Annotated in this window: 18 protein-coding genes; 6 read left to right on the top strand and 12 right to left on the bottom strand. The window is 68.7% G+C overall.

Annotated features, from left to right (window positions below; genetic code table 11):
- Nucleotides 1-123 precede the first annotated feature (123 nt).
- The 3 genes from VGV06_15260 to VGV06_15250 all read left to right on the top strand — a co-directional run bounded on the left by VGV06_15260 (nt 124) and on the right by VGV06_15250 (nt 1,729).
- Nucleotides 124-321: a hypothetical protein gene (locus VGV06_15260; protein ID HEV2056505.1), complete on the top strand. Its 198-nt coding sequence runs from the start codon at nt 124-126 to the stop codon at nt 319-321.
- Entirely contained in the window at nt 314-574 is a 261-nt protein-coding gene (locus VGV06_15255) for a type II toxin-antitoxin system RelE/ParE family toxin (protein HEV2056504.1), read from the top strand. Before VGV06_15260 ends, VGV06_15255 begins: the two co-directional genes overlap by 8 nt.
- 246 nt (nt 575-820) lie before the next feature.
- A complete protein-coding gene (locus VGV06_15250) occupies nt 821-1,729 on the top strand; it encodes an ABC transporter substrate-binding protein (GenBank protein HEV2056503.1) in 909 nt (302 codons plus the stop codon).
- A 73-nt stretch (nt 1,730-1,802) separates the two neighbouring features.
- Here VGV06_15250 and msrA read toward each other — a convergent pair whose 3' ends face one another.
- Complete coding sequence (gene msrA / locus VGV06_15245) at nt 1,803-2,450, bottom strand: peptide-methionine (S)-S-oxide reductase MsrA (protein ID HEV2056502.1); 648 nt, start codon at nt 2,448-2,450, stop codon at nt 1,803-1,805.
- Nucleotides 2,451-2,463: 13 nt separating this feature from the next.
- Nucleotides 2,464-3,663: a CoA transferase gene (locus VGV06_15240; protein HEV2056501.1), complete on the bottom strand. Its 1,200-nt coding sequence runs from the start codon at nt 3,661-3,663 to the stop codon at nt 2,464-2,466.
- 73 nt (nt 3,664-3,736) lie between these two features.
- Between VGV06_15240 and VGV06_15235 the strand changes: the two genes are divergently transcribed.
- The 3 genes from VGV06_15235 to VGV06_15225 are packed head-to-tail and all read left to right on the top strand — an operon-like array spanning nt 3,737 to nt 6,553.
- Nucleotides 3,737-4,165, top strand: a complete 429-nt coding sequence (locus VGV06_15235) for a DUF1134 domain-containing protein (protein ID HEV2056500.1) — start codon at nt 3,737-3,739, stop codon at nt 4,163-4,165.
- A 7-nt stretch (nt 4,166-4,172) separates the two neighbouring features.
- Complete coding sequence (locus VGV06_15230; protein HEV2056499.1) at nt 4,173-5,240, top strand: AI-2E family transporter; 1,068 nt, start codon at nt 4,173-4,175, stop codon at nt 5,238-5,240.
- On the top strand, nt 5,237-6,553 hold the full coding sequence (locus VGV06_15225) for an extracellular solute-binding protein (protein HEV2056498.1): 1,317 nt from the start codon (nt 5,237-5,239) through the stop codon (nt 6,551-6,553). Before VGV06_15230 ends, VGV06_15225 begins: the two co-directional genes overlap by 4 nt.
- Before the next feature lie 4 nt (nt 6,554-6,557).
- Here the strand turns inward: VGV06_15225 and VGV06_15220 are convergent, their stop codons facing one another.
- The 10 genes from VGV06_15220 to VGV06_15175 form a co-directional block, all read right to left on the bottom strand.
- The gene (locus VGV06_15220) at nt 6,558-7,448 is read right to left on the bottom strand and encodes a TauD/TfdA family dioxygenase (protein HEV2056497.1); all 891 of its coding nucleotides are present in this window, start codon (nt 7,446-7,448) and stop codon (nt 6,558-6,560) included.
- Nucleotide 7,449: 1 nt separating this feature from the next.
- A complete protein-coding gene (locus tag VGV06_15215) occupies nt 7,450-8,175 on the bottom strand; it encodes a VOC family protein (protein ID HEV2056496.1) in 726 nt (241 codons plus the stop codon).
- 5 nt (nt 8,176-8,180) lie between these two features.
- On the bottom strand, nt 8,181-9,245 hold the full coding sequence (locus VGV06_15210; protein ID HEV2056495.1) for a GntG family PLP-dependent aldolase: 1,065 nt from the start codon (nt 9,243-9,245) through the stop codon (nt 8,181-8,183).
- 10 nt (nt 9,246-9,255) lie between these two features.
- Entirely contained in the window at nt 9,256-9,873 is a 618-nt protein-coding gene (locus tag VGV06_15205) for an NIPSNAP family protein (protein ID HEV2056494.1), read from the bottom strand.
- Between the two features lie 13 nt (nt 9,874-9,886).
- On the bottom strand, nt 9,887-10,831 hold the full coding sequence (locus VGV06_15200) for a TAXI family TRAP transporter solute-binding subunit (GenBank protein HEV2056493.1): 945 nt from the start codon (nt 10,829-10,831) through the stop codon (nt 9,887-9,889).
- The gene (locus tag VGV06_15195; protein HEV2056492.1) at nt 10,828-11,748 is read right to left on the bottom strand and encodes a TIGR03619 family F420-dependent LLM class oxidoreductase; all 921 of its coding nucleotides are present in this window, start codon (nt 11,746-11,748) and stop codon (nt 10,828-10,830) included. The genes VGV06_15200 and VGV06_15195 overlap by 4 nt, the downstream gene beginning before the upstream one ends.
- Nucleotides 11,745-12,245, bottom strand: coding sequence for a YbaK/EbsC family protein (locus VGV06_15190; GenBank protein HEV2056491.1), 501 nt, complete (start codon nt 12,243-12,245; stop codon nt 11,745-11,747). The genes VGV06_15195 and VGV06_15190 overlap by 4 nt, the downstream gene beginning before the upstream one ends.
- A gap of 26 nt (nt 12,246-12,271) precedes the next feature.
- Nucleotides 12,272-14,482, bottom strand: a complete 2,211-nt coding sequence (locus tag VGV06_15185; protein ID HEV2056490.1) for a molybdopterin-dependent oxidoreductase — start codon at nt 14,480-14,482, stop codon at nt 12,272-12,274.
- A gap of 7 nt (nt 14,483-14,489) precedes the next feature.
- Nucleotides 14,490-15,584 (bottom strand): Zn-dependent alcohol dehydrogenase, encoded by a 1,095-nt coding sequence (locus VGV06_15180; protein ID HEV2056489.1) that lies wholly within the window; start codon nt 15,582-15,584, stop codon nt 14,490-14,492.
- 49 nt (nt 15,585-15,633) lie between these two features.
- On the bottom strand, nt 15,634-15,904 hold a 271-nt coding region (locus VGV06_15175), incomplete at its 5' end, for a xanthine dehydrogenase family protein molybdopterin-binding subunit (GenBank protein ID HEV2056488.1).

Here is a 15,904-nt window from a genome sequence, read left to right as displayed (position 1 = left end):
AGTTCGCGGAAACGCGGGTGCCGACGGAACTCGGCCGGGCTCGTTCGTCGTGCTATACGGTACTACGCAGTGAGATAACGCAGTTCAAGCTACTGAGCGTTCGGCGCAGAAGGAGATGCGATGGTGAAAGGTGTTCAGTTCGTGGTCGACAATTCCGGCCGCAAGACGGCGGTACAGATCGATCTCAAGAAGCAGGGGCGGTTGTGGGAAGACTTCTACCACCGCGCCCTGGCCAAGCAGCGCGCGTCTGAGCCTCGCGAATCGCTGGAGAGCGTAAAGAAGCGAGTCCTCGGCCGCCCTCGGCGGCGTCGGCGTGGCTGAGTACTCTGTTGTCTTTGCGCGGTCGGCCCGCCGGGAGCTCGAACGGCTGCAGGCTCAAGTGGCGCGACGGATCATCGCGCATATTGAAGCCTTGGCCTCGAATCCGAGGCCACCGGGTTGCGTGAAACTTCAAGGCGGGGACAATCTTTGGCGAATCCGCGTCGGTGAATATCGCGTGGTCTATTCCATCGACGACCGTGGCCGAATCGTGGACATCAGTGCGGTGCGACATCGCAGCGATGCTTACCGGTAGATCTTCTCGCGCGGCTAACCCCGCAGTGGAGCAGACCGGTGGCTCGCAGTCGCTCGCCGCGGCTGATACGTGCTCTAGGCTTCGAGGACGAGACCAGAGGGAGGTGGGTCCAATCCGAGAGCGCCGCGGGAATACGTTCGAAGGCCCGGAGACGAGATGATAGGGCTGAGGCTCGCCTTCAGCATCGCCCTTCTCCTCGGTGGGCTCTTCAGCCCGGTTGCGGCCCAGGCCCAGCAGGCGGCCAAAGTGCCTCGAATAGGCTTCCTGTCGACCAACCTGGCCGCTAGCCCCCACCTGCCAGAGGCCTTCCGTCAAGGACTGCGTGACCTCGGTTACGTCGAGGGCCGCAACGTCGTGATCGAATCCCGATCTGCCGAGGGGAAGTTCGAGCGGCTCCCCATTCTTGCGGCCGAACTGGTTGCACTCAAGGTTGATGTCATCGTGACCGCAGGAGGCACACCCGCCGCCCTTGCCGCCAAGCAAGCGACCAGGACCCTCCCCATTGTCTTCATTGGTGCTGCCGATCCGGTTACGAGCGGGGTCGTCACCAGCCTTGCGAAGCCGGGCGGCAATGTCACGGGGTTGTCCAACCTCATTGCGGAGCTAGTCGGCAAGAATCTGGAACAGCTCAAGCAGGCCGTTCCGGGAGTCACCCGGGTCGCTGTCCTCTGGCAGCCCGGTGCCCTCGGCGAACGAACGGACAAGGACATGCTGAAGAGAGCAGAAGTCGCGGCACGGGCGCTGGGGGTGCGGCTGCAATTCGTTGAGGCGCGAGGGCCCGCCGATTTCGACCGGGCCTTCTCGGAGATGACTAGGGCGCGCGCGGGTGCTCTGACTGTGTTGGGAAGCGCCATGTTCGCCAATGAACGAAGACGCCTCGTGGACCTGGCGGCAAAGCACCGGCTGCCGGCAGTGTACCCATGGAGGGAGGGTGTGGATGCCGGGGGGCTTATGGCCTATGGAGCGAACTTTGCTGATTTGTATCGGCGCGCCGCTACCTACGTGGACAAGATTCTCAAGGGCGCCAAGCCCGGCGACCTGCCCGTGGAGCAGCCGACGAAGTTCGAACTGGTGATTAACCTCAAGGCCGCGAAGGCCCTCGGCCTGACGATCCCGCCGTCGGTGCTGGGGCGGGCGGACGAAGTGATCCAATGACACGACGGGCGGGCATTACAGGGCCGATGCCCGCCTTATCCACGTACGGCCCAGATAACCGTATTCTCGGCTCTTAGACCGTCGTGAGCCCGGCCGGGCAGCTGACGCCCGTTCCGCCGATGCCGCAGTAGCCCCGCGGGTTCTTCGCGAGGTACTGCTGGTGGTAATCCTCCGCGTAGTAGAAGTCGGGCGCCTCGCGGATCTCGCTCGTGATCGCCTTGTAGCCCGCCTTGCCCAGCGCCCGCTGATACGCGTCCTTCGACGCCTGGGCGGCTCGGAGCTGGGCCTCGCCGTAGCAGTAGATGGCGGAGCGGTACTGGGTGCCGGTGTCATTGCCTTGGCGCATGCCTTGCGTCGGGTCGTGGCCCTCCCAGAAGAGGCGGAGCAGCCTGTCGTAGGAAATCGCCGCCGGGTCGAAGACCACGCGCACGACTTCCGCATGGCCCGTCATGCCGCTGCAGACTTCCTCGTACGTCGGGTTGGGCGTGAAGCCCCCCGCATAGCCGACCGAGGTCGAGTAGACGCCTCCGGCCTGCCAGAACACACGCTCCTCGCCCCAGAAGCAGCCCATGCCGAAGAGCGCCAGCTCCGTGCCGGCGGGGAAAGGCGGCTCGAGGCGCGCGCCGCTCACGAAATGCCCCGCGGGCACGGGCATGGCCGCGGCGCGGCCGGGAAGCGCATCATCCTTCGCGATCATCGAGAGCTTGTGGAGACCGAACATGGGTGTCCTCCCGTTACAAGACGACTTTCTTGTCGCGCAGCTCGCGGATCCTCGAAGGCGCCAGGCCGCACTCGGCCAGGATCTGGTCGGTGTGCTCGCCGCGGAGCGGCGCGGCGCGACGCACGCCCGGCGCCATCCGCGAGAACTTGAGCGGCGTTCCGACCACGAGGATCTCGCCGAGCGTCGGGTGCTCGACCTTCTGGACGATACCGCGCTCGATCGTCTGCGGGTCGGTCATCACCTCGGCCACGGTGTTGACGGGCGTGGCGGGGACATCGGCCTCCGCCAGGAGCTTCAAGAGGGGCTCGCGGTCGCGCTCGCCGATCACCCGCTCCAGCAGCGTCTCCAGCTCGACGCGATTCTTGACCCGCTGCTGGTTGACCGCGAAGCGTGGGTCGGCCGCCAGGTCGTCGAGGCCGAGCGCGCCCGCGAGCTTCAGCCAGAATCGGTCGTTGGCCGCGGCGATGAAGATCCACTGGCCGTCCTTGCACTTGAAGTTTCGGTAGGGCGAGAGCGACGGGTGGCTGGAGCCGAGCGCCGTCGGGACGGCGCCCGTCAGCAGATAGCCCTCGGCGTGGAAGGCCAGCAGGCTCACCGCGGTCTCGAGCAGCGAGCCGTCGACCCGCTGTCCGAGCCCCGTGCGCTCCCGCTGGATCAGGGCGGCGCAGACGCCCATGGCGCAGAGTATGCCCGTCGAGAGATCCAGGAAGGACACGCCAGCGCGCACCGGCTGGCCGCCCGGCTCGCCGGTGATGGACATGATGCCGGAGAAGGCCTGCATGAGCGCCTCGTAGCCCGGCGCGTCCTTGCGCGGCCCCGTGCGGCCGAAGGCCGAGACTGAGCAGTAGATCAGGCGCGGGTTGATCACCGCCAGCGCCTCGTAACCGAGGCCGAAGCCCTCCATGGTGCCCGTGCGGAAGTTCTCGATGAGGACGTCCGACGATCCGACCAGGGCCTTGACGATCTCCACCGCCTCCGGGGCCTTGAGATCGAGCGTCATGCCGCGCTTGTTTCGGTTGAAGAGGAGATAGGCCGCGGCTTCACCGTCCTTGTGGGGCGGCCAGGTGCGGGACTCGTCGCCGGCAACCGTGTCCTCGACCTTGATGACGTCGGCCCCGAGGTCGGCCAGGAGAGCGCCGCACCAGGGGCCGGCGATGACGCGGGAGAGATCGAGCACGCGGACGCCGTCGAGGGCGAGGGGGAAGGTGGCCATGCCCGCTACTATACCGCGCCCCGTGTTACACTCCAGCGGCCGTGAAATTTTGAGCCGGGCAAGGAGATTGACGATGGCGCGTGCATGGATCTGGGTCGTGGCGGCGGCGCTCGTGTGCTTCGGCGGGAGGGCGGCGGCGGACGACAAGCCCTCGGGCACCGTGACGATCGAGAGCAAGTCCGTCGCGCTCGGCGTCGGCGTCAGCTGGGGCGACGGCAAGCTCAGCTACCAGGGCAAGACCCATACCTTCTCGGTCAAGGGGCTCAGCGTCGTGGACGTGGGCGTTTCCAAGGTGAGCGCCCGCGGCAAGGTCTTCCACCTCGAGAAGCTCGAGGACTTCGCGGGCACCTACGCCGCCGCACAGGCAGGCGCGGCCGTCGGCGGGGGCATGAGCGTCGCCGCGCTCCGGAACCAGAACGGCGTCGTGCTGGAGCTGACCAGCACCCAGACAGGCATCAAGTTCACGCTCGCGGGGGAGGGCATCGAGGTCAAGCTGAAGTAGCCCGCACATGACCCAGGAGGACGAGAGCCGCTTCTACGGGAGGGTGTTCTGGCTAACCGCGGCCGCGCTGCTGGCGCTGGCTCTCCTGAGCATCCTCAAGCCCTTCTCCGAGTCCATCCTCTGGGCGGGGCTCCTCGCGTTTCTCCTGGCGCCCGTCACGCGACGGCTCACGCGCGCCTTCCGCGGGCGCCGGGGCCTCGCGGCCTTGCTCGTGACGCTGGCGGGGGCCCTTTTCGTCCTGATTCCAGCCGTCGTCACCGCGGTCGTCTTCGCCGGCCAGGCGTCGGAGCTCGTCGCCAAGCTCCAGGAACTCGCCGACCGGTACAAGATCGCCCAGGCGAGCGACGTCTTTCTGGTGCCGGCCCTCGACCGCCTCGTCCACTGGGTCAGCGGGTTCGTATCCGTGTCGCCGGAGCAGATCCAGGGCTTGGCGATCCAAGGCTCCAGGTCGCTGCTGATCCTCCTCGTCGCCTCTAGCGGCGCTTTCTTCGCCGGCGTGCTGGGCGTGATCGTCGAGGTGACCCTGACCCTCTTCCTCCTATTCTTCTTCGTGCGCGACGGCGAGCAGGTGGTGACGCGCGGCCTGACCTTGATCCCGCTGAGCGCCGAGCGGAAGGAGCACCTGGTCGGCCACCTCTCGGCCGTGACGCGGGCAGTGGCCCTGGGGACCCTCCTCACGGCCGTGTGCCAAGGCACGCTGGTCGGCCTCAGCTTCGCGTTCACGGGCCTGCCGTCTCCCGTCGTCTTCGGTGTTTTGGCCGCGCTAGCGGCGCTCATCCCGCTGGTGGGCTCATCCCTGATATGGGTCCCCGCAGCGATTGTGCTCGTCGCTCACGGGCGTCTCGGTGCGGCGATCTTCCTCGCCTTCTGGGGCCTGGTGGTGGTCTCCCTGGTGGACAATATCGTCCGGCCGCTGGTCGTCTCGGGCCGGGCACAGATCTCGACGCTGCCTGTGCTTCTCGGCCTGATCGGCGGTCTCGCGACATTCGGCGCCATCGGCATCATCCTCGGTCCCGTGGTGATCGCCCTGGTCCTGGCGCTCATCCGGTTCGCCGAGGAGGAGCACGGGGTTTGAGCCTCGATCCTGGCATGGTGAACCGGAGGGGATTTCTCAGGAGCGGCGCCGCGGGGCTGGTGGGGATCCTCGCGTCCCGGCGGGCGCCCGCTTACGCCCAGACAACGCGCCTGCACCTCCTCTATCGCGTGGATTTCATCCCGCAGGGCGAGGCCGAGCTCAGGCGCCAGCTGGCGGAGTACGGCAGGCAGCTGAAGATGGAGATCGCGTTCGAGACCATCAACGAGAATGACCTCCAGACGCGCATCACCGCCACCATCCAGTCGGGCTCCGGCCCCGACGTCGTCCAGATGCTCCACAACTGGCCCCACTTGTACGCGTCCGCGCTCGCGGATATGTCCGACCTCGCCGACTGGAAGGAGCGGGACCAGGGCAAGTTCTACACGCAGTCGGAGGCCGCCGCGCGCGACGGCCGCCGCTGGCTCGCGCTGCCCCACTGCATCACGCCGGCCCTCGTCAACTACCGCAAGTCATGGTTCGCCGAGGTCGGCGCGGCGGAACCGCCGAAGACGCTCGACGAGTATCGGAGAATAGGCGCGGCGCTCAAGAAGAAGGGCAAGCCCTTCGGCCAGACGCTCGGCCACACCGTCAACGACGCACCGACCTGGTCCTATCCGCTGACGTGGACCTTCGGCGGCGCCGAGACCGACACGACCGGGAAGAAGGTGGTGCTGAACTCCAGGAACACGGTCGAGGCGGTCAAGTGGATGACGGCGTTTTGGAAGGAGGCCTGCGACGAGGGCGGGCTCGCATGGGACGACACGACCAACAACCGCGCCTTCCACTCCGGCGAGGTCTCGGCGACCCTCAACGGCGGCAGCATCTACATCCTCGCCCGGCGACGGCCCGACATCAAGGACGAGAAAGGCCAGCCGCTCTGGCCCGACATCGCCCACTTCCGCTATCCCGACGGCCCGAACGGGCCGACGCCGACCTACCACGTCACGTACTCCACGACCATCATGAAGCAGTCGAAGCAGCAGCAGGCCGCCAAGGAGCTCGTCAAGTGGCTCCATTCGAAGGAGCAGTACACCAAGTGGTTCGAGCTCGAGGGCGGCTACGCGACGGGCGCGAACGCCTTCTGGGAGGGAAGCCCGATGTGGAGCCAGGTGGACGAGGCGATGCGCCCCTTCAAGACGGCAGCGCGCGGCTCGCGGGCGCTCGGCTACGCGGGGCCGCCCAGCGCCAAGGCCACGCTCGTCTACACCAAGTACATCATCACCGACATGTACGCGAAGGCGGTGCAGGGGATGACTGCCGAGGACGCCGTCCGCTGGGCCGAGGGCGAGTTGAAGCGGATCTACGAAGCCTGAGCGTCTAGCCGACGAGGATGGGGCGGCCGTCCACGACGGTGGGGCCGGCGCCGGCGACCGTGGTCCGATGCATCACGCGGCGGTGGTGCTTCTCGTCCCACGGGCGACCGCGGTGAAGTACGCAACGGTTGTCCCACATGACGAGGTCGTGCCGCTCCCAGACGTGGCGGTAGACGAACTGGGGCCGGGTCGCGAACTCCAGCAGTTCCTTCAGCAGCGCGCGTCCTTCCTCCACCGGCCTGCCGATGATGTACGAGGCGTGGGAGCCAAGATAAAGCGATTTCCGGCCCGTCGCGGGATGGGTCCTGACCACCGCCTGAGGCACGGGAGGCACCTCCGCCCGTTCGGTATCCGTGAACTGGTCATAGCCGATGAGCCCGCGCGAGTAGACGAAGCTGTGCTCGGCGACGAGCTCGTCGAGGTCGCGCTTACGCTCGGCCGGCACCGCGTCCCAGGCGCCGCGGAGATCGGCGTACTCCGTCTCGCCGCCTTCGGGCGGCACCTCGCGCCCGGAGAGCAATGAGGCCATGGCCGGCACGCGCTTGAAGGAGCTGTCGGTGTGCCAGAGGCGATTACCCGAATTGTAAATCGCGCGCTCGTCGTCGGGATCGAAGACGCGGTCCTTCTCGTCCACATTGGAGATGTCGGAGACGCGTGGGTTCTGGATCCGGCGGGGGCGGTCCCTCCGGATGCTGACCTCGAGAAGGCCGAAGCGCTCGCTGAAGGCGATCTGCTGCTCGTCGCTGAGCGGCTGCTCGGCGAAGACCAGGACGGCGTAGCGGTGGAAGGCGTCCCGCACCTGGCCGAAGTCGCCGTCGTCGAGCGGCTTCGAGAGATCGAGCCCGCTGACCTTCGCGACGAAGTCTCCCCGGACGGACGCCACCAGGATTCCCATCTCAGGCCTCCTCTTCCGTGAAGACGGCTCCCAGAGCCGGATGCGGGCCCTCAGGCAGGGCCAACGTGCGCGGGCTCGCCAACTCGATCGCGATCGGGCTCTCATTCTGGACCGGGTCGATCTCCACGGCAAGCCTTGTGAACGAGCCCGGCCATCTGAAGACGAGGCTGCCCCGCGGCCCGTCGTCCATCATCCCCTGAAGCACCGTGCCCCACTGGGTCACGGCGCGCTCGCGCGACTGAGCCCGCATGCGGAGCCCCAGCAGCGTCACGGGCGGCGGAGGCGAGGGCACTCCCGGCGGAGGCGTGGAGAGTCGCGCCGCGCCGTGAGACGGCCCGGGTTGGGCGAACTGGACGACGATGCCGAGCGCCTGCTTGGGATGAAGGAACGCTTCCTTCCACGTCGGGTCGGAATCGTCGCGGCCGACGATGTCGTATCCCGCTGCCTCGGCCCGCGCGCAGACGTCGTCGAGGTTCGGCACCTTGAAGGTGACGTGATGGACGCCGGGGCCGCGCTCGGCGAGGAACCGGTGGAGGAAGCCCGACGCGCCGAGGGGCTCGATGATCTCGATTGAGCCGCCGCCCTCGAAGCGGTAGGTGCCCCAGGTGAACACGCCCGAGGGATGGCCGGCGTCGGGCACCCCGCCCAGCTCGCCCGAGAGAAAGAGCGCCGCGTCGGCCATCTTCGGCACGCCGATAGCGACGTGGTCGAAGAGGATGCGGTCCACCCGGCTCATCCTTTAAAGACCGCCTTGGTAAAGACCGCCTTGGTAAAGACCGCCTTGGCCGCGTCCAGGGCGCGCTCGATGGCCTGGGCGCTCACGTCGAGGTGGGTGACGGCGCGAATCGTCCGCGGGCCGAGGGCGCCCATGCGGACGCCGCGGGCGAGCAGCCGCTCCACAGCCGCCGGCGCATCGACCGCGCCCGTGAGATCGAAGAAGACGAGGTTGGTCTCGACGGTCGCGGGATCGAGGGCGATGCCGGGCAGCGTGGCGAGCCCTTCGGCCAGACGCTTGGCGTTGGCGTGGTCCTCGGCCAGGCGCTTGACGTGATGCCTGAGCGCGTAGACGCCGCCCGCGGCGATGATGCCCGCCTGGCGCATGGCGCCGCCCATCTGCTGCTTGATGCGCCACGCCTCGGCGATGAAATCGCGCGAGCCCGCGATCGCCGCACCCACCGGGGCTCCCAACCCCTTGGTGAAGTCTATCCACGCCGAGTCGAAGGGCGCCGCCCACTGCTGCGCGGACACGCCGGAGGCGACGACGGCGTTCATGAGCCGCGCGCCGTCCACGTGGGTCGAGAGCCCGCGACGGCGCGCCACGTCGGTGACGGCGCGGACCTTGTCCAGCGGCCAGATGGAGCCGCCGCCCAGGTTGGACGTCTGCTCGACCCAGGCGAGGCGGCTCCGCGGCATGTGGCGATTGTCGGGACGGATGGCGGCCTCGAGCGTCGCCGCGTCGTACTGCCCGCGCGGGCCGTCGAGGGCCTGGACGTTGACGCCGGCCAGCGCGGCGGGGCCGCCGGCTTCGAAGTGGATGGGGTGCGCCGTCTTGTGCGCCAGCATCTCCTCGCCGTGGCGGCAGTGGACGCGGAGCGCGATCTCGTTGCACATGGTGCCCGACGGCAGGAAGAGCGCCGCCTCCTTGCCGAGGAGCTCCGCGACCATCTCCTGGAGGAGGTTGACCGTCGGGTCCTCGTGCTTCTGCTCGTCGCCCACGTCCGCTTCGCATATGAAGCGGCGCATCTCTAGCGTGGGTTTCGTGACCGTATCGCTGTAGAGATCGACCTCGATCGCCATCGGACCGGCCTTACTGCAGCGGCGAGAAAGCCGAGGGCATACAGATCTTGGTCGCCTGCGTGATCAGCGTGCCGGCCCCGCCTGGCGGCGGCCACAGTCCCTCGGCCCGCGCCTTGTTGCGCGTCGCCATCCGCCCATCCAGGCTCGGATAGGGCCAGATGTGCACGAACCTGTTCGCCGTGCCGAACTCGACGTTGCCCGCCAGCGCCAGCGGCGAGAGCCCGACGCGGCCCGGAAGCTTGGGCTCCCAGCGCTTCATCAGGTCGGGCAGCGTCCCCGCCTTCATCTCGTAATACCGGAACTCGTAAAAGGGCCCGTGCTTGCCCGGCTTCGCCGTGGGCGCGAAGGGGAAGGGCACGACGATCTCGGAGCTCATACGCGTGATGAACTCCTGGATCTTGGGTGGCCAGTTGGCGTCCTTCGCAGCCGCGGCCCGGATCTTCGTCCGCTCTTCCATGCTCTCGTACTGCCAGATGTGGATGATCTCGTTGAGCGGCCCGATCTCGGTGTGGAAGAAGCCGAAGAGCTCGGAGTATTTTTTCCGGTGCTCGTAGCCCTCACCGTAGCGCTTCTCGACTTCGGCGAGGCTGCCGGTCTGGAGGCCGTAGGTGCGGATCTCGTAGATCATGTTGAACTCCTCTCTAGGGTAGAAGGTTGATTTCGCGGAAGTAGCGCCGCGCGCCTGGGTGGATGAGATCGGGGCGTGGCGCCGCGGCGACGGTATTGGCCGCAGTGGTCTCGCGCGCCTGGGGCAGCCGGGCGCCGAGGACCGGCTCGCCACGGTGAAGCGCGCGCGCGAGACGGTACGCCGTCTCCTCGGGCACGTCGGGCCGGGCGAGGATGAAGCTCCACGAGCCGACGGAGACGACGGGCTCTCCCTGGCCTGGATAGGCGCCGGCCGGGATGGTCAGCGTCCGGAGGAATGCGTGCTTGGCCTGGATCCGCGCCCGCTCCTCCGCGCTCGGCGCGATGAAGCGCGCCCCCTGCGCGCCGCGCGCGACGGCCGTGAAGCCGGGCCAGCCCGAGCCGCCGCCCCAGAGGGCGGCCGCGCGGCCGTCCACGACCATGGCGGGGCCGTCGCCGGCCTGGTCGAGGTAGATCGACTGGAAATCGCGCTCCATGTCGAGGCCGATGCCGTCGAGCACGTAGCGCGCGAGGACGACGAGCCCCGAGCCGCGGGCGCCCCAGGCGACGGGCTTGCCCTTGAGATCGGCGATCGCGCGGTACGGCTGATCGCCACGCGCGACGAACATGCCGGGCGTCGTGTACATGGCTGCCAGGATCAGCAGGCGCGCCGGCGTGCGGCCGATCCCGGAGAGCGCCTCGTGGGCGACTTCGCCCTGGACCAGCGCCAGGTCGAGCTGCCCCGCTTCGAGGAGCGGGACGTTCTCCGTCGAGCCCTTCGTATTGCGCGTCTTCACTTCCAGGGACGGGTCGATCCCGTTGATGGTCTCGGCCACGGCCTGGCCGTAGACCGGGAAGCCGCCGCCGGGTGTCGCTGTTCCGAGCGTAACCATGGTGCGCTCCTCGGCTCGCGCGAGACCGGCCGCGAGCAGGAGCATCGCGGCCGCGCCGAGCCATCTCATGAGCGTATTGTCCCACGCCCGAGGTCGACCAGGCGCTCCGCCGCTGTTCTCAGCAGGCGCCAGGCCGGGTCGTGGCTCCGCGTTGCCTCGGGATCGTCATAGTAGGTGTCGAGCAGAACATAGGGGGAGCCCATGGCCTCGAGAGCGCGGAGGTCTCCGCGGACCTGCTCGAGGCTGCCCTGGCCGGCGCCACGCTCCGCTTCGGGCAGGGGAGCGTCAGTGAGCTGAAACTTGATTCGCGGACAGAGCGCCGGCACGGGCCGGCCTTCCTTCTCCGCGATTGCGCGCAGCCGCGGCAACCCCGTGTCCCTCAGCCAGTCAATGCGGATCCTGATCGGATGCCACGCATCGCCATAGAGCACCGCGCGGCGGAGCGCGGCCTCGCTCGCGCCGCCGACCCAGATCGGCGGATGCGGGGCGCGCATCGGCCGCGGCGCCGTGTGCACGCCGGCGAAGCGGACGAAGCGCCCCTCGTAGGAGGCAACGTCATGGGTCCAGCAGGCCTCGATCGCGCGCAGGTAGTCGTTGGTCATGGCGCCCCGCTTTTCGAACGGCAGCCCCAGCGCTTCGAATTCCTGCTTGGCCCAGCCGACGCCGACGCCGAAGATGAAGCGCCCGCCGCAGAGCTGGTCCACCACCGCCGTTGCGCGCGCCGTCTCGAGCGGGTGGCGGTACGGCACGATGATGACGGTGGTGCCGAGCTCGAGCCGGCGCGTGACGCCCGCGAGCCAGCCGAGCAGGGTCAGGGGCTCGTAGAAGGGCGCGGGGTAGCGGCCAGCGACATCGGGCGTGATCGTCACGTGGTCGGAGGTCATGAGCAGGTGATAGCCCAGCTCCTCGACGAGGTGGGCCCAGGAGAGGAGCGCCTCGGGAGTCGCGCCCGGGCCGAAGTTGATCAGGTTGACGCCGATCTTCACGACGCGGCCAGCGCCAAGCCGGGGACGACGCGGAAGTTAGGCACGCGGCGCAGGACGTCGGGGGCGAGCTTGAGCTTGGAGGACCTGCTGCCGCCTCCCAGGATGACGTAGTCGAGCGCCATGATGCGCTCGTCCACGTAGATCGAGAGGTCGGGCGGCAGGGCCAGCAGCGTCACGCCGCCGATCATCATGCCGGTGAGCTCCTTCGTCTCGTCCGCCGTAGCGAAGGAGACGCGCGAGACGTCCATCAAACGGCGCACCGTGTGGTTGACGTCGAGCCGCGACGTCGCCAGCACGAGGCAGGCGCAGAACTTCTTCGGCTCCTTCTTCGAGGCGACGATGATGGTGTTGCCCGAGTGGTCGGGCGGCACGCCGTACTTCTCGCAGAAGGCCGCCGTGTCGGCGAAGCCGGGATCAATCCGGATGACTTCGTGCGCCGCCGCCAGCCCCTCGAGGGCGGCCGCGACCTTCGCTTCGATCTCGGCGTCGTCGGACATGCTCGCTTCCTCGCGGGGCCGCCGAGTCAGGCGGGAGCGATCTCGACGAGGCAGGTGTTGTAGGTCATCGCGCCGGAGGGAGACGAGCGGTCCTCGGTCACCACGTTGACCGACCCGCGCGTGTCTACGCCGGAGGCGTCGGGCGTGAACCAGGCGCCCTCCTTGATGGAGACCACGCCGCGCGCGATCCGGTCCGTGACCCGGGCCGGGATGATGGTCGCGCCGCGCTGGTTGAAGACACGGACCGGCTGGCCGTTGGCGATGCCGCGCGTGGCGGCGTCTTCCGGATGGATCCAGACATCGTTCCGGTCGGCGCGCGCCAGGACCGCCTGGTTGTCGTGGGTCGAGTGTGTGCGCGCCCGCGACTTGGGCGAGATCAGCTCGAGCGGGTAGCGCGGGTCGGCGTCGTGAGGCGGGATCCAGGTCGGGATGGGCGGGACGCTGCCGAGCCCATACGGGTTCGGGTTGGCAGCGAGGGAGGTCGAGTAGATCTCGATCTTCCCCGACGGAGTCGAGAAGGGGTGCTGTGCCGGATCGCGCACTTCCTTGGCGAAGGCCACGGGCTCGTCCGGCGCGGGCAGCCGCGCCAGGCCCCGTTCCCGGAATGCGTCGAAGTCGTCGACGTCGGTGCCCGCGCAGATCTCGCGCAGCCACTCGACGTCCTCCATGCGCTTGTAGCCGTCGAGCCCCAAGCGCGCGGCGAGGTCGGCGCAGATGTCCACATCGTTGCGGCACTCGTACATCGGCTTGATCGCCTGGCGCATGAAGATGGCGTAGTGGCCCGCGCCGCTCCAGGGCGTGTGGATGTCGTTGCGCTCCCAGAAGGTCGTGGCCGGCAGGACGATGTCGGCGTAGCGCGCGGTCGGCGTGAGGAAGTGGTCGTGGACGACCATGAAATCGAGGCGCTCGAGCCCCGCCACGATCTTGTTGACGTTCGGGGCCTGGTTCGCCAGGTCACCACAGGCAGAGTAGACCATCTTGATGTCGGCTGGGTAGCCGCCGGCCCGGCCGCGCGCGAGCACGTCGGCCAGGAGCGACGAGGCGACGCGCGCGTTGGCTGGATTCGGCGGAGCGCCTAACCGCTTGATGCCGTGGTCGCGCGCGCCCCCGCTGCAACCTGAGTTGCCGCCCGGCATGCCGACGTTCCCCGTGATGGCGACGAGCGCGTAGGCGGCGCGGTGGAACTGCTCGCCGTAGCCCGTGCGCCCCGGCGCATAGCCGCAGTGCAGCGCGGCGGGCTTGAGCGTGGCGTAGTCGCGGGCGAGCCGGCGGATGGTCGCGGCCGGGACGCCGGTCAAGGGCTCGGCCCATTCGGGCGTCTTCACCACGCCATCCGAGAGACCGAGGAGATACGAGCGATAGGACGAGTTCGGCGGCGCGCCCTCGGGCAGGTGGGCCTCGTCGAAGCCCAGCACCAGCCGGTCGAGGAAGGCCTGGTCGTGCAGGCCCTCGCTGACGATGACCTGCGCCATCGCAATCAGCATCGCCGCATCCGTCCCCGGGCGGATCGGCACGTGCACGTCGGCCATCTTCAGGCTCGTCCGCGTCGCGCGGGGATCGACGGAGACCATGCGAACGCCGCGCTCGCGCGCCCAGTGCAGGTACTGGGGGTTGTTGGTCCCGAAGGTGCCGTCGGCCGGGCTCCACCCCCAGAGGATGATGAGCCGCGAGTTGACGTAGTCGCCGGGCTCGCGGCCCGAGAACTTGCAGTCGGCCTTGGCGCCGTAGGTGTGGCGGAGCGCGAAGATCTCCGCTTCGTTGGACATGTTGGACCAGAGCTCGGTGCACCCGCCGAATTGGTGGAGGAGCCGCTGGACCGCCGCGCGGTTGTGGAGGACCGCGGTGCTGCCCGTGCGCGAGCAGTCGAGGATCGCCGCAGGCCCGTACGCATCCCGGATCCGCCGCATCTGGCTTGCCACCTGGTCGAGGGCCTCGTCCCACGAGATGCGCTCGTAGGCGCCCGAGCCCCTGGGCCCGACCCGGCGCATGGGGTAGCGTAGCCTGTCGGGGTGATTGACGCGGTCCGCGGCGCCGAAGCCGCGCGCGCAGGCGGTGAGCGGCGGCAGCTCGGGCGTCCACTTTCGCGGGTCCGTGCTGATGCGCACGATGCGGCCGTCCTTGACGTGGGCGTTGACCACGCAGCGCCCGCCGCAGTTGTGCGCGCAGGTGCTGGTGACGACCTCTTCGCCCGGGGCGCCCGGCGCGCGCGGCGCCTCGTAGACGGTGCGCGGGGCCATCAGCGGCTCAGTTGAAGACCACCACGCCGCGCGCGACCTGGCCTGTCCGCATGGCGGTGAAGCCCTCGTTGATCTCTTCGATCTTGTACGTGCGGCTGACGAGCTGGTCGATCTTGAGCCTGCCGTCGAGGTAGAGCTCGACCAGGCGCGGGAAGTCGATCGAGGGCCGCATCGAGCCGTACATGGTGCCCTTGAGCGTCTTTTCCTGGGCCGCCATCGCATAGGGCGTGATCGGGGCGCGGACGGCCATGGCCGCCATGCCGACGATGACGGCCACGCCGCCCGGGCGGATCGCGTCGAGGATCTGGAGCGTGGTCTGCTCGCCGCCGATGGCGTCGAAGGCATAGTCCACGCCGCGCCCCTGGGTCAGCTCGCGCGCGCGCTCGACGATGTTGTCCTGCTTGCCGTTGAAGGTGTGGGTCGCGCCGAACTCCTTCGCGTAGCCGAGCTTGCTGTCGAGGAGGTCGCAGGCCACGATCATCCCGGCGCCGGCCAGCCGCGCGCCCTGGACGACGTTGAGCCCCACGCCGCCGCAGCCGATGACCAGCACCGAGGCGCCCGCCTCGACCCGCGCGCAGGAGGTGACGGCGCCCACGCCCGTCGGCACGCAGCAGCCGACGAGCGCCGCCTGCGGCCACGGCATCTCCTTGCGGATGGGCACCAGCATCTCAGAGGGGCAGACGACGGACTCGGAGAACGTGCCGATCCGCGCCATCTGGTTGATGTTCTGGCCCTTGCGCGTGAGGCGGTGGGAGCCGTCGAGCATCGCCCAGCGCACCGACTTGTGCCCGTCGCAGAGGATGGAACGCCCGAGCGAGCAGTAAAGGCAGTGCCCGCACTGCGGCTTGAAGGAGAAGATGATGTGGTCGCCGGGCGTGACGTTGAGCACGCCGGCGCCGACCTCCTCGACGATGCCCGCGGCCTCGTGCCCCAGGACCATGGGCAGCGGCACCTGCCAGTCCCCATTCATGATGTGCCAGTCGCTGTGGCAGATGCCCGCTGCCTTGACGCGCACGCGCGCCTCGCCCGCCTGCGGCCCCTGCTGCTCGAGGTCCACGACCTGGAGCGGCGTGTTCGCTTCGTACAGGACGGCGGCTTTCATTGGGTGACCTCCATGGGGGTGACCTCCATTGGGGGTGGCCTCCTTTGGCCTACTTCTTTCGGGCCGCGCTCATGGCGCCCCAGATCTTGTGCGGCGTGAGCGGCAGGTCCACGTGGGTGACGCCGAGCGGGGCGAGCGCGTCCATGACCGCGTTGGCGATGGCGGGCGTCGAGCCGATGGTCGCGGCCTCGCCGATCCCCTTGACGCCGAGCGTGGTCCGCGGCGAGTGCGTGCGGGTGTGGTCGTTCTGGAACGAGATCAGGTCGTCCGTCTTCGGGATCGCGTAGTCCATGAGGGTCGACGAGAGGAGCTGGCCCGAC

The organism is Candidatus Methylomirabilota bacterium (assembly GCA_035936835.1).
GTDB lineage: Bacteria > Methylomirabilota > Methylomirabilia > Rokubacteriales > CSP1-6 > AR37.
This window is presented reverse-complemented; position numbering and strand designations above follow the sequence as displayed.

What these genes read in the sequence shown, in the direction of transcription:
- VGV06_15210 (HEV2056495.1), bottom strand. Translation starts at nt 9,245, where the DNA reads ATGGCGATCGAGGTCGATCTCTACAGCGATACGGTCACGAAACCCACG.
- VGV06_15235 (HEV2056500.1), top strand. Translation starts at nt 3,737, where the DNA reads ATGGCGCGTGCATGGATCTGGGTCGTGGCGGCGGCGCTCGTGTGCTTC.
- VGV06_15230 (HEV2056499.1), top strand. Translation starts at nt 4,173, where the DNA reads ATGACCCAGGAGGACGAGAGCCGCTTCTACGGGAGGGTGTTCTGGCTA.
- VGV06_15200 (HEV2056493.1), bottom strand. Translation starts at nt 10,831, where the DNA reads ATGAGATGGCTCGGCGCGGCCGCGATGCTCCTGCTCGCGGCCGGTCTC.
- msrA (HEV2056502.1), bottom strand. Translation starts at nt 2,450, where the DNA reads ATGTTCGGTCTCCACAAGCTCTCGATGATCGCGAAGGATGATGCGCTT.
- VGV06_15205 (HEV2056494.1), bottom strand. Translation starts at nt 9,873, where the DNA reads ATGATCTACGAGATCCGCACCTACGGCCTCCAGACCGGCAGCCTCGCC.
- VGV06_15190 (HEV2056491.1), bottom strand. Translation starts at nt 12,245, where the DNA reads ATGTCCGACGACGCCGAGATCGAAGCGAAGGTCGCGGCCGCCCTCGAG.
- VGV06_15240 (HEV2056501.1), bottom strand. Translation starts at nt 3,663, where the DNA reads ATGGCCACCTTCCCCCTCGCCCTCGACGGCGTCCGCGTGCTCGATCTC.
- VGV06_15185 (HEV2056490.1), bottom strand. Translation starts at nt 14,482, where the DNA reads ATGGCCCCGCGCACCGTCTACGAGGCGCCGCGCGCGCCGGGCGCCCCG.
- VGV06_15180 (HEV2056489.1), bottom strand. Translation starts at nt 15,584, where the DNA reads ATGAAAGCCGCCGTCCTGTACGAAGCGAACACGCCGCTCCAGGTCGTG.
- VGV06_15220 (HEV2056497.1), bottom strand. Translation starts at nt 7,448, where the DNA reads ATGGGAATCCTGGTGGCGTCCGTCCGGGGAGACTTCGTCGCGAAGGTC.